Raw genomic sequence first — 12,606 nt, forward strand, 5'->3', positions numbered from 1 at the left:
GAACTCGCAAACGGCAGCCTACCGTCCCGGCGGTATTGTCAAAAAAACGGTTCCGTTGTCCGCGGCTGATATACTGTACAAAAACACAGTATATTTTCTGGTGGGCAAGTATGAGAATCAAGATGGTCAAATTGCGCATGAGTGGCATATCGCTGCCGAGCCGCGTGCTCGGCGACCGTGCCGCGCCCCGCTTCGGCGACCTGCGCATCCTCGATACGGATGACCAGGGCCTGCACCGCCCCGTCAAGCTGGCCCGGTTGATGGAACACGATTCCCAGGTGATCCGCGAAACGCTGATCGAACCCCGCATCCTGTGGTGCGGCGATAACCGCTTCACGCTCACCGGCTTCGAACGCATCCGTAACCGCCATGGCGAAACGATCGAATACGCGCAATCGTGGCTGTGCGAGATCGACACCTCTCTCCCCGACTCCCGGCCCGATACCTTGCGCGCCGTGCCTTACAAGGACCGCTGATGCAGGGCCGGCGGTTCCGCGGCCGAGTGCCTGCCGGTGCAAGTGATCAGCCCGCTTTTGATTCTGGTTCCGTTGATGTCGTTTGCCGTTGAGGCATTCCAGTGCCTGGCTGAAGCCGCCTGCCGGCCGCGCCCCCGGCGGCTACCATGGATCGTGAACCGTTGAGCGAAAGGCACACCATGACCCCGGAACAGGCATCCAGTATTCTCGAACAGCTGGCACTCGGTACCGATCCGCGCACCGGCGAAACCCTGCGCGAAGGCGACGCCTGCACCGCGCCCGAAGTGATCCGCGCGCTGTTCATCGCGCGCAGTGCGCTGCGCGACGTGCTGGTGGTGAAACCGGAGCGCGCGCCGCGCCGGGCGCCGGTGATGCGCAATGGCGTGGTGGTGCCGAACGCGGGCAAGAAGTGGTCCGCGGACGACGCCGACACGCTGCTGCACCAGTTCGAGGCCGGCACGCCGATCGGGCAGATCGCCGCCCAGCTGGGCCGCACCGATGGCGGCATCGTGTCGCGGCTGGTGCAGGCGGGCGTGCTGCCGGACCGGGAGGCCGGCTATGCGCTGATCAGGCCGGCTTCCACGAAGCCCCGGGATGCGTAGAACGCCTTGCCGTGCCGTTGCCCGGCCGGCGAGCAGCCGGGCTCAATGCCCCGGGGTGGCGAAGTAATCCTGCGCCATCAGCCTGAGCGCCGTGACGGCCGGGATGGCCTGGTCCGCGCGCCAGGCCATGATCATCTCGGCCGAGATCGCATCGCCCGGGATCGGCCGGAACACCACGCTATCGAAATTGAACCGCCTGGCCGATGCCGGCACGATCGCCGCGCCCAGGCCGGCCCTGACCATGGAAATGATGGTGGGCGTCTGGTCGATGTACTGCACGAAATCGGGCATCACTTTCGCGGACCAGAACAGGCTCATGGTCCGGTCATGGAAGTATTTGCCGTCGTCGGGCGAATGCATGATGAACGGCTGGCGGTCCAGGCTGGCCAGGTCGATGCTTTCGCAGCCGGCCAGCGCATGCGCCGCCGGGAGCACCACGATCAACGGCTCGACCTCGACCAGGAAGGATTCGAGCTTCTGCCGCGAGCCGAGCGGGCGCATGATGCCCAGGTCGATCGCATCCGCCGCGAAGGCTTCGATCTGCGCCGCCGACACCAGCTCATGAACCACCACATCGATATCCGGTAACGCCCGTTTCGCGGCCGCCAGCAGTTTCGGTACGATCTCATGCCCGGCGGCGCCCGTGAACCCTACCCGCACCCTGCCGGTTTCCCCCTTGCTGGCCCGCCGCACCGTATTGGCGGCCTGTTCGGCCAGGTTCAGCAGCCGCATCGCATCGACCAGGAATACCTGCCCGGCGGTCGTCGGCTTCACCGAGTGCTTCGTGCGTTCGAGCAGTTGCACCCCCAGTTCATGTTCGAGCAGCTGGATCTGCCGCGTCAGCGGCGGCTGGGTCATGTTGAGGCGTTCCGCGGCGCGCCGGAAGTTGAGTTCCGTGGCCACCGTGACGAAACAGCGCAATTGCTTCAGATCGAACATTCATCCTCCTGCTGCTGGTAAAGCCTGTGTCTCTTGATCCAATTAAGGTATCACATAATTGGCAATGCGCATTGGACCGGCATCACCGACACTTTTATCATCGTCATCGAATTGAGCGGTGAACAACGACTTCCCGCTTCTTCAGGCGCCATGCGAGCAGCGCATCGCGTTGACCATTTCCACTGCCATGACTGGCCGAACCGAGGAACACATTCATGAAACCTGGCATTTTGCAGCTGAGCCCCATCCTGATTCCCGCGATCAGCGAGCGCTTGAACGAGCTCTACACCGTGCACCGCCTGTTCGAGCACGAAGACAAGGGTGCCTACGTCCGGGAAATCGGCGCCACGATCCGCGGCGTCGTGTCCGGCGGGCATACCGGGATCAGCAATGCGTTGATGGACCAGTTGCCGGCCCTGCAGGTGGTGGCGATCAACGGCGTGGGCACCGATGCCGTCGACCTGGCCTATGCCCGCGAGCGCCGCATCGCCGTGACGGCCACGTTCGGCGCGCTGACCGAGGATGTGGCCGACCTTGCCATCGGCCTGCTGATCGCGACCTGCCGCGGCATCTGTTCCGGCGACCGCGTGGTGCGCGAAGGCCTGTGGGCGCAGAATCCCCATCCCGGCGCCATTCCGCTGTCGCGCCGGTTCAGCGGCATGCGCGTCGGCATCGTCGGCATGGGCCGGGTGGGCCGCGCGGTCGCCACGCGGGCCGCCGCGTTCGGGTGCCCGGTCAGCTACACGGACCTGCACGCGATGGACGACCTGCCCTGGCGCTTTGTCGCCGATGTGCGGGAACTCGCCCGGGGGAGCGACGCGCTGGTGCTGGCCGCCGCGGCCGACAAGGCGGAAGGCATCATCGATGCCGCCGTGCTCGACGCGCTCGGCAAGGATGGCTACCTGGTCAATATCGCCCGCGGCAAACTGGTCAACGAACCGGACCTGGTCGCCGCCCTGCAGGAAGGCCGCATCGCGGGTGCGGGGCTCGACGTGTTCGTCGACGAACCCAACGTGCCGGCCCCGCTGCGGGCGCTGGACCGGGTCGTGCTGCAGGCGCACCGCGCCAGCGCCACGGTTGAAACCCGCACCGCGATGGGCGAAATGGTGCTGGCCAGCCTGGCCCAGGCGCTTGCCGGGCAACGGCCGGAGAACAGCCTCACCACTTGAGCACCCGGCGCGCTGCGCCGATGACGTTTCATGCCCGGGAACGCATGCAGGCGCATGCGCGATTCCGGGCGCCAGTATCCTAACCAGGAAGCGCGGCAGGAGACAAACCGCGCTGCAAGACCATAACAAGGAAACAGCAATGGAACAGGTCAAAGCAATCCGTGACGAGGTGGACAGGAAAATCGCGCCGGCCGCGGCGCCGGCCAGGGTGGGCCGTTACCGGTGGGTGGTGCTCGGGCTGATCTTCGTGATCTGGGCGATCGCCTGTGCCGACCGCGCCAATCTCGGCATCGCCCTGCCGTACATGAAAAAGGAATACGGCATCAGCAATACCGAAGCCGGCATGATCATCAGCCTTTTCTCGTTCGCCTACGGCGTGGTGCAGATCCCGGCCGGCCTGCTCTACAAGCGGCTGAGCAACAAGGTGACGGGGGCGCTGTTCCCCGTTTTCATGATCCTCACATCCGTCTTCACGGGGCTGATGGGCACGACGTCGTCGGTATTCCTGCTGAAGTTTTTCCGGATAGGCCTGGGCATTTCGGAGGGCCCGCTGGGCATCGGCTGCACCAACATCATCAACCGCTGGTTTCCGGCCAGGGAGAAGGGCACGGCCACCGGACTGTGGCTGACGGCATCAAAGCTCGGGCCCCTGATCGTGCCGTCGGTGTGCGTGGTCGTGATCGAAGTGTGGGGCTGGCGCGAAATCTTCTATGTGTTCGCCATTCCGGGAATACTGCTGTCGATCCTGTGGATCTTCACGGTGACCAATACCCCCGAGGAAAGCAGGTTCTGCTCGAAAGCCGAATGCGACTACATCCGCAGCGAGGCGGGGCTGGCGGTCGGCGAGCCTGCATCGTCGGCGGTGCGCAGGCAATACAACCTGGCCTGGCTGGACACGCTGATCAGGACCAGGAAGGTTCCGCAGCTGAACACGCTTCGCCATGTCTTTACATCGTGGAACATCCTGGGGGCGGCCATCGGCTACGGCTGCATGATCGGCATCACCAATATCTTCATGTCGTGGATCCCCACCTACCTGGTCGAAGTGAAAGGCTTCACGTCGATCAAGATGGGCTTCCTGGCTTCGGCGCCTTTCCTGGGCGCGGTGATGGGCAACCTGCTGGGCGGGCTCGTTTCCGACCGGCTGCTGGGAAAACGGCGCAAGCCGCTGATGATGCTCAGCGCCTTCGGCACCATTTTCATGATGCTGGCGCTGGTCAACGCGCCCGACAATGCCGCATACCTGGGCTTTACCCTGTTCATGGCGGGCCTCACCGTCAGCGCGGGCTTCGGCGGCTATGCCGTGTACCCGATGGGCCTGGCCAGCAAGGCGAGCTACCCGGTTTCCTTCGGCATCATCAATTCCGTCGGGCAGGTCGGCGGTGCATGCGCGCCGCTGTTTGCCGGCATGCTGCTCGACACGTACAGCTGGAGCGCCGTCTTCACCTACATGGGGTGCAGCGCGCTGGTTTGTCTCCTGATCCTGTTCACCATCGTCGAACCGGTGATCGAGCCGGAAAAGTCCGCGTAGGCGGACACGAGCTCTCATCACGCCAAAAAACACCAACGAAACGATGGAGACAAGATTGAACAAGACAGCAGCCATGCTCCTCATGTGCGGCGCCGCCGCCGCGCAAGCCCAGACATCGGTCACGCTCTACGGCATTGTCGACGCGGCCGTCGTCGGTGAAAGCGGCGGCAGCGCCGGCCATGTCGCCAAGGTGACCAGCGGGGCGGCGTCCGCCTCGCGCATCGGCTTTCGCGGCACCGAAGACCTGGGCAACGGCCTGGCGGCCATTTTCACCCTCGAAACCGGTACCAGGATCGATACCGGCGAGGTGGACGCCGCCGGCGCGATCTTCAACCGCCAGGCCTTTGTCGGCCTGAAGGGACGCTTCGGCACGGTCGCCATCGGGCGCCAGTTCACGCCGTATCACACCACGCTGGTCAACGTGGTGGACCCGTTCGGCACCAGCTATGCCGGCAGGGCAGGGAACCTGTTCCCGGATTCGGGCACCAATGTCCGCACCAGCAATACGATCACGTACGCGATGCCCCGTTCGCGCGGCATCGATGCCGAACTGGCGTACAGCGCCGGCGAGCAGGCGGATTCCTCCGCGGGGCGCCAGTTCGGCGGCGCGATCGGCTACACGGCGGGCCCGCTGGCGGTGCGGCTCGCCTATAACAGCAAGAATTCCGATGTGGCCGCCAGTGCCGGCACGGCGGCGATCGACCGTTCGCAAGGCCGCAACCTGCTGCTCGGCGCCAGCTACCAGCTTGGCCGCATCCGGCTGCATGCCGGCTACGGCGTGGACAAGGGCGACAACAGCGCACCCCTGGCCAATGCCGGCAATCCCTACGGCGGCGTGAAACCCACCGCGTCCACCGACGGCCGCGAGCTGCTCCTCGGCTTCAGCGCACCGGCCGGCCCGGGCAACCTGATGTTCTCGGCCATGCACAAGGACGACCGCACCGGCTTCGACCAGGATGCCGGCGCCTGGGGCGTCGCCTACCTGGTCCCGCTGTCGAAACGTACCGGCGTGTATGGCGCCTACGGGCACGTACGGAACCGCAACGGCGCGGGCTACACGGTGGGGAACAACACGGAATCGGGCAGCGGCAGCACCGGCTACAACCTCGGCCTGCGCCACACGTTCTGAACGGTCGGCGCCGCCGGTCAGCGGCGGGCGGAACTACTTCGCCAGCGTTACCAGCGGCTCGTTTTTCTGCACGAGATAGGTGGCCAGTTCCTTCGATTCTCCATGGTGCACATTGCGGGCCGAATGCACGGCGCCCGCCGGAATGAACAGCGTTTGCCCGGCCTTCAGCGTGACCGGCGGCTGGCCGTCGATCCGGTATTCCAGCGTGCCTTCCAGCACGAAGGCCACTTCCTCGCCGGGATGCGAATGCCGGGGTGCTTCGATACCCGGGGCGAAATCCACCCGCACCTGCACCAGCTCCTTGCCGGGCACGCTGATGCTTTCCTTCAGCAGGTCTGCCCGGCCAAGGCCCGCCATCTGCGCATGGGCGCTTGTCGACAGCGATGCGGCCAGGGCGAGCACCGTGGTGGCGATCAGGGTGTGGAGATTTTTCATGGCGGGTCCTTTTTGCGTGAGTGGGGAAGAGCTCACAGTAGGCCATGGCCATGTGTATGGGGCATGTCGCCGCGTATCCGGAATGGCGGCAAGTTTGTCCGGCATGGGGCCGGATACATGGCGGTACAAATCAAAGCGTCAGGAGCCGGCCGCATGCCGGCTCAGGGCATCAGGCGCGCTGCCTTCAGCCACTGCACGAAATGCTCGTTCCAGTGATCGGCGCTGGTGCCGGTGCCGCGCATGCCGAAGCCGTGCTCGCCCGCCGCGTAGACGTGCAGTTCGGCCGACTTGCCCGCCGCGCGCCAGTCCTCGAAGATCGGCACGCTGGCATGCCCCAGCAAGCCGTCGTCCGCCGCCAGCGCGATGAAGATCGGCGGGGCATCCTTCGGCACCGGCCGCTCCGGCGCCGCGCCGTAGATCACGCCGACGAAATCGGGGCGCGTCGCGGCGTCGTAGGCGGTGGCCACGTTCATCGCGGTCATGCCGCCCGCGGAAAAGCCCAGGATGCCGATCCGCCGTGGATCGATCCCGTATTCGCCGGCATGGCCGCGCACCCAGCCGATGGCGGCGAGACCATCCTGCTGGGCCAGCGGCTGCGCCTTGCTGTCGATCAGGTCCCCGCGTGCCATGCGCGGCTTCGCGCTGCCCATGCGCTCGCCCACCGTGCGCATGAAACCGCCCACGTCCTTCGGTGTCGGGTCGAGCCGGTACTTCAGCACGAAGCAGGTGACGCCGCGCTCCGCCAGGTATTTCGCCAGCATCATGCCTTCCGTGTCGAACGACAGGCTGAGGAAGGCGCCGCCGGGGGCGATCACGAGTGCCGTGCCGTTGGCCTTGCCGGCCGCCGGCCTGACGGGATAAAGCGCCGGCCGGGTAACGTTGCGCACCGTACGGTGACCGAACATGGTTTCCCAGGTTTCGCTGTCCGCCGAGCCTTCCGGCAGCAGCGGTATCGAGGATTCGGTGGCGGCGGCGGCGGGCTTCGGCGGATTGGCCGCGAAGAACGCCGCCATGTCCATCCTTGCCGCGGGTTCGGCCGGCTTTTGCGCCTGGGCGAACGCGGCGTGGGCCAGCAGGAGGGCGGCGGCGAAGGCGCCGGAACGCAGGGTCTGGATTGTCTGCATGGAGTCTCTGTATTGTGGTGGTTGTCGGCCGCCGATGGTGCGTTTCACCTGCCGGCGGCATTGCCGTGTTATCGGCCCAGTGTAGGTGCGCGATTCACCACCGTGAAGCCTTTAAATGCGATACCTGCTATCGCCCGGGACCGGCTGCGCGGCAACGGGCAGGCTTTTGAAAGTCGTACCGCGCAGGGCCGTTGTTGACTGCGAATCAAGGCATCGACCACATGTACTACAACGGCAACCGCGCGAAAGACTTCATGACGGTGGAGGGCGTGAAGACGCTGGGCGTGGAGAAGGTGCCGCCACTGGTAGCGCGTGGCGTGGTGCTCGACATGACCGCGCAGTTCGGCGTCGACATCGTGCCGGGCGGTACCGCGATCACCGTGGCCGACATCGAAGCGACGCTGGCGCGGCAGGGCATCGCGATCGAAGCGGGCGACGTGGTGCTGTTCAACACCGGATGGCTCGAACTGATCGGGAAGGACAACAGGCAGTTCCTGGAAGTCGAGCCGGGCATCGACATCGGTGCGGCGCGCTGGCTGGCCGAGCGCGATATCGTCGCCTTCGGCGGCGACACCTGGGCTTCCGAGGTCTACCCGAATCCGACCGGCGAGGAATTTCCCGTCAACCAGTTCATGCTGGCGCAGCGCGGCATCTACAACTTCGAGCTGATCGATACCAGGGCGCTGGTGCGCGACGGGGTCTTCGAATTCCTGTTCGTGCTGGGCCAGCCCCTGTACGTGGGCTCGACCCAGGTGAACATTAATCCGGTGGCGATCTGCTGAAGCGGGACCGGCAATCCTTCGGCCAAAGCCCGGCAGTTCATTTTTGTAGTGCGTTGAGCAGCGATGCCAATCTCGACAAGGTAAATGCCCTCGGCCCTTGGAGAAAGGGGCAGGTTCACGGTCACGCCCGGTGCGCAATGGCCGTGGCGCGGCATGCCGTCTGGACGCCTTCGACGATGAAGACGCGATACTCGGCACCCTTCAGCCGATGCTGGAGCGCTTCCTGGTAGAGGGGACTGTCATAGGCCGCCCTGGCATCGGCGGCCGTCGGGAATTGCAGGATAACGGCACCGTCGACCTGGGGCCCTTCCAGCGTCTCGACCGGGCCATAATTATCCGGTGACGCTGGATAAATTGCTGGACGAGATGCCGGCTGTAAGCTGACGGAATGGGTCATGCCTTTTAGACATGATCTTTTGAGCCCGTTAAGAAGATCGCCATCAAGCAGGCAAACCAGTCGGTGGCGCTTGCAACCAACTTGTTTCTCCTTCAATCAATTTCTGAGCTGATGACTTCAATCACAGATTGTAGGCTGGTGGTCTGCTTTTTTCATTCTCTCGCCCAGTTCTTCGAAAAGCTTGCGAGGTATATTATGTGCTGCTGGATGAGGAACAAGCCATACATGGGATTCGGAAATACGGCAGCATTTAACAAAGTTATCTAATGTTTTCCAGTTGGCATTCTTCACGAGGTCGCTCCATTGCCGCTCATAAGTCAGGCCATATAAGACAATGTGACGTGGTTTTTTATCGGAAATCAGATTTCGAATAGCATCGATACGTGCTTGCATGATATGTTTTCGATATTTCGCTCGGCTGGCAAAAAACGGAAACTCTTCATTTGCTAAGTGCTTGAAGCCGAACTCACGAACGTTTGGTGAAGGAAGAGGAAGGAGCTCAAGCAAGCAATTGTTACCATCGAGAGTGCCAAGATGCTTGGACTGATAGTCGACAATATTTTCGCTTGTAATAATTCCCCCCGTCGCGGCCAGAATGGTTTCGATAAGACGTTTCCATGTGAACTGGACTTTGATCGGTCGTCCATCGATAGGCTCCCAGTGATTTCTGATGCCAATGCTGAAATGAAAGTCACGCAAATCTTCCGTCTGCTTGCGCTTCCTGGCTTCCCAATATTCAAACCGGGGCTTGACATCCTTATCCCAGTCGGGACCGCAACCTTCTTCCATGCCAATAAACCAGTATTGGCCATTGAGATTGCCGTAGCCATAGAAGTTCTTCATGAAGTCGTTGATGAGTTCTTGCATGTTTTTCCGTTATTAACGATAAATAGTGTTGGCGCAGCTTTTTCGAGCTCTCATCACATTCTGCCCCACTGCTACTTATAATTCATAGTTGATTCAATGACGTCGTAGCCTGGATCAGACAGTTCTGCAAGTTTCGATATCTGCGCACTAACGAGTTGATCATCGACTATTGAACATCCACGCCGGCATGCATGGGATGCCGGCGTGACGCGGAGCGATCAGGACACAAAGCCGATCGAGCGTCCGCCAGTTCTCTTGAGCGCGCATTCGCCTTCCAGTGCCCGCACAAACGCTGCAGCCGATGCGATGGGGCTGAACCAGTTCCGCCTGGCGACGGCCGCGAAATCGCCCGGAGTCAGGTTCACCAGCCTGTGCATGGCCGCCAGGTCCTCGGCCGAAGGTGCCGGAAACTCCAGGTTGCTGCAGTAGCGGCCCAGCAGTTGTGCCGCTTGGCCAGCCGCCAGGTAGTCAAAACGGATCTTCATGTCGAACCGCCGCAATGCCGCCGGATCGAGGCCATCCATCAGGTTGGTAGACGCGATGAATAGGCCGGAGAAGGTTTCCATCTGGGTCAGCATTTCATTGACCATCGTCGTTTCCCACGATTGGCGGGCCTGGGCACGATCCTGCAGGAAGCTGTCGACTTCATCGATCAGCAGCAAGGCATTCTCGCGCTCGGCGCGCTGGAACGCCGCAGCGATGTTCTTTTCGCTCCCGCCCACCCATTTCGACATCAGGTCCGAGGCGCGGCAGGCCAGCAGTGGCATGCCGAGGTGTTCGGCTAGCCAGCGTCCATACGCGGTCTTGCCGGTTCCCGGCGGGCCATACAGGCAGAGGCGGCCCGCACCCGTGGCCTTCAGCCCTTGCGCGAGCGTGGTCATGTCGACGTCGGCATTGAGCAGCGATGCATCGTATATCGCCGGGAGGCGGCCAGCGGCGGCCTGGCGCAGCGGCATGTGGCCTTGTGCTTCGAGCGACTGGTCGATCAGCCATTCCACGGCACGGGCCGTTCCGGTAGCACCGAGCCGGTCGCAAATCCTGTGCACCACGCTGGCGGCACGGCTGACAACGGCGGGTGCCAGCTCGTCGGAGCGCGCAATGCGCTGGATCGCCGGTTCATCGAGCAGACCGGTGCAGGCCGCGCGCACGATGCGTTCGCGCTGCGCCCGTGGCGGTACCGGCATGTCGATCACTATGTCGAAGCGGCGGATGAAGGCCGGATCGATGCCGTCGATGGAGTTGGCCAGCCATAGCGTTGGCACCTTGTTTTGTTCGAGCATCCGGTTCAGCCATGCCTTGCGGCGCTGCGCCGTGCTTTTGCGGCCGAACATGCCCTCGCCATCGTTGAATACATCTTCAACTTCATCGAACAGAATCAGCGCCTGGCGCTGGCCCAGCAGGCTTTGCGCCGCGCGGTAGGCGCGCAGGCGCCGCTCGCCGGTGACGGGGTCGCCATCAGTGTCTTCGCTGGCCACCTCCAGCAGTTCGCTGGACAGTGCCGCGGCGAGTGCGCGGGCCAGTTCGCTCTTGCCGGTGCCCGGGGCGCCGTGCAGGAAAATATTGACACCGCGCTGGCCATTGGCCACCGCCTGCTCGAGATAAGGGCGGAGGATCGCCAGGGCCTTGCCGATGTGGGCAAAATCAGTTAGCGCCAGCCGGGCAAGGGGACTCAGGCAGATCGTGTCCCGCAGCAGCATCAGGGGATCGGCATCGCACGCCAGGATGGCATCGGCAAAGGTGCCGGAGACCAGGTCCAGCTTGCTGGCCAGGTAGCCGGAGCCGCCCCGGTCCACCGAAAGCAGGCCGGAGCGCGCAAGGACGCCGTGGGGGCCAAGTGCCGAACTGACCGCCCTCGGGTCGAGGTGAAGCAGGGTCGCCAGCGTGTCGTACAGTTTCAGCGAATTCATCTGGCCCAGCGTGTCGGCACAGTCGTCGAGCTGGCGGTGCTGGTTGATCATCGTGGCAAACGCCAGGATCCTGCAATCCGTGGGGGAGAGTCCGACCAGGCCGGCCAGGCGTGCAATGTTGGCTTGGAGCGTGGCGGGCAATGCCAGCTGGTCTGCGCAAGCCTCCGCGGTGCGGTGCATGTCCCGCAGGTCGCGGCGCACGGCGACGGCATCGAAATCTCGGTCGTCATCGTCGATCCAGCCTCCCAGCCCAATGGCAGTGGCGACCTTGTCGCTGGAAAAACCGTTGGTGGTAATGAAGGTCTTGTAGCCGCCCAGCGGCACCAGGATGCGCAGCTGCCACAGGTGCACCAGGTCGCTGATGGTGGCGGGTGTCGAAGTGCTGGAGGGCTTGCGCCGGCGTAGGGTCATCGATTTCTCCTGTTGATGACGAGTATTCTCCGGTGCTACGCGACAAATTGCGTCGCATAAATGGCTACCGTCATTTGCATGCGGTTGACCCTGTCGGGTACCCTCTGCCGACCCCCACCTGGAAGGAGACGACATGCCTCTCTACCGTGCTGTCCGGCGTTCCACCTTGAATGCAGGGCAAGAGAACTTGCGAAACCCGGGCCGGCGATTGCCCAGTAATGTTTCCTACATGGTCGACAACCTGTGGGAGTTCACGCGACCCGCTGACAAGCCATCGCGCCGGCATGCGGTGTACGCCAGCCCGACGCCCCAGCTGGCACTCAAGAATGCCGCCGCCGGGGCACTCGCGCAGGATCAGTACGTTGCCTGCGAACTGCGGTTTCGCCATGCGCCTGCCATGATCCAGCTCACCGTCAGCGATGCACGCGATCATCCCGACATCAGGAAGATCCAGTCGCTGGTGAACCAGCAGTTGAAGGACTGGGCCGCAGGCAGCCTACAGGACAAGCTGGGGCTGGCACCGCTGTTCCTGCCGGGCGTTACCCAAGAAGAACTGGCGTCGGCGATGGCCGGGAACGCGCATCTCGACGAACTGGTACGGCAGGCGGCGGCAGCGGTGACGATCTGGAGTGCCGACCCGGTCACCGTCTCGCCGGACGGCGTGCTGTTCTTCGAGATCACGGAGGACAACGCGTATACGCTGCACCCGGTCTAGCAGGCACGCGGCAATGGCCATGACGGTTGCAGGGCATCCTGGCGCGATGCGACAGCATTTGTCACCACCCGGTGGCACCATGGGGTTTTTCCGGCACAGGGCACAGGCATGGCACACATTGT

Annotated in this window: 12 protein-coding genes and 1 pseudogene; 7 read left to right on the top strand and 6 right to left on the bottom strand. The window is 63.4% G+C overall.

Annotated features, from left to right (window positions below):
- The first annotated feature begins 122 nt into the window (after window positions 1–122).
- A complete protein-coding gene (locus GJV26_RS16705) occupies window positions 123–476 on the top strand; it encodes a hypothetical protein (protein ID WP_155709817.1) in 354 nt (117 codons plus the stop codon).
- 179 nt (window positions 477–655) lie between these two features.
- The gene (locus tag GJV26_RS16710; protein ID WP_155709818.1) at window positions 656–1,078 is read left to right on the top strand and encodes a hypothetical protein; all 423 of its coding nucleotides are present in this window, start codon (window positions 656–658) and stop codon (window positions 1,076–1,078) included.
- 42 nt (window positions 1,079–1,120) lie between these two features.
- On the opposite strand, the gene GJV26_RS16715 is transcribed toward GJV26_RS16710, so the two are convergent.
- Window positions 1,121–2,017: a LysR family transcriptional regulator gene (locus tag GJV26_RS16715; protein WP_155709819.1), complete on the bottom strand. Its 897-nt coding sequence runs from the start codon at window positions 2,015–2,017 to the stop codon at window positions 1,121–1,123.
- A 215-nt stretch (window positions 2,018–2,232) separates the two neighbouring features.
- Between GJV26_RS16715 and GJV26_RS16720 the strand changes: the two genes are divergently transcribed.
- The 3 genes from GJV26_RS16720 to GJV26_RS16730 all read left to right on the top strand — a co-directional run bounded on the left by GJV26_RS16720 (window position 2,233) and on the right by GJV26_RS16730 (window position 5,846).
- Window positions 2,233–3,186 carry a 2-hydroxyacid dehydrogenase gene (locus GJV26_RS16720; RefSeq protein WP_155709820.1) on the top strand — a complete coding sequence of 318 codons (954 nt, stop codon included), beginning with the start codon at window positions 2,233–2,235 and terminating at the stop codon, window positions 3,184–3,186.
- Between the two features lie 139 nt (window positions 3,187–3,325).
- Window positions 3,326–4,717 carry an MFS transporter gene (locus tag GJV26_RS16725; RefSeq protein WP_155709821.1) on the top strand — a complete coding sequence of 464 codons (1,392 nt, stop codon included), beginning with the start codon at window positions 3,326–3,328 and terminating at the stop codon, window positions 4,715–4,717.
- A 55-nt stretch (window positions 4,718–4,772) separates the two neighbouring features.
- A complete protein-coding gene (locus tag GJV26_RS16730) occupies window positions 4,773–5,846 on the top strand; it encodes a porin (RefSeq protein WP_229419326.1) in 1,074 nt (357 codons plus the stop codon).
- A 33-nt stretch (window positions 5,847–5,879) separates the two neighbouring features.
- On the opposite strand, the gene GJV26_RS16735 is transcribed toward GJV26_RS16730, so the two are convergent.
- Window positions 5,880–6,281 (bottom strand): cupin domain-containing protein, encoded by a 402-nt coding sequence (locus GJV26_RS16735; protein ID WP_155709823.1) that lies wholly within the window; start codon window positions 6,279–6,281, stop codon window positions 5,880–5,882.
- Window positions 6,282–6,442: 161 nt separating this feature from the next.
- Window positions 6,443–7,405 (bottom strand): alpha/beta hydrolase, encoded by a 963-nt coding sequence (locus GJV26_RS16740; protein WP_155709824.1) that lies wholly within the window; start codon window positions 7,403–7,405, stop codon window positions 6,443–6,445.
- Between the two features lie 209 nt (window positions 7,406–7,614).
- Between GJV26_RS16740 and GJV26_RS16745 the strand changes: the two are divergent.
- Window positions 7,615–8,187: pseudogene (locus GJV26_RS16745) on the top strand (cyclase family protein); the annotation flags it as partial.
- 121 nt (window positions 8,188–8,308) lie between these two features.
- Here the strand turns inward: GJV26_RS16745 and GJV26_RS16750 are convergent.
- The 3 genes from GJV26_RS16750 to GJV26_RS16760 all read right to left on the bottom strand — a co-directional run bounded on the left by GJV26_RS16750 (window position 8,309) and on the right by GJV26_RS16760 (window position 11,769).
- Complete coding sequence (locus tag GJV26_RS16750; protein ID WP_229419328.1) at window positions 8,309–8,680, bottom strand: DUF1330 domain-containing protein; 372 nt, start codon at window positions 8,678–8,680, stop codon at window positions 8,309–8,311.
- A gap of 21 nt (window positions 8,681–8,701) precedes the next feature.
- Window positions 8,702–9,451, bottom strand: coding sequence for a hypothetical protein (locus GJV26_RS16755; protein WP_155709825.1), 750 nt, complete (start codon window positions 9,449–9,451; stop codon window positions 8,702–8,704).
- Between the two features lie 218 nt (window positions 9,452–9,669).
- On the bottom strand, window positions 9,670–11,769 hold the full coding sequence (locus GJV26_RS16760) for an AAA family ATPase (protein ID WP_155709826.1): 2,100 nt from the start codon (window positions 11,767–11,769) through the stop codon (window positions 9,670–9,672).
- Between the two features lie 229 nt (window positions 11,770–11,998).
- Here GJV26_RS16760 and GJV26_RS16765 point away from each other — a divergent pair, with 229 nt between their 5' ends.
- A complete protein-coding gene (locus GJV26_RS16765; protein WP_155709827.1) occupies window positions 11,999–12,484 on the top strand; it encodes a hypothetical protein in 486 nt (161 codons plus the stop codon).
- The last annotated feature ends 122 nt before the right edge of the window (window positions 12,485–12,606 follow it).

The organism is Pseudoduganella dura (genome assembly GCF_009727155.1).
Lineage (GTDB): Bacteria > Pseudomonadota > Gammaproteobacteria > Burkholderiales > Burkholderiaceae_D > Rugamonas > Rugamonas dura.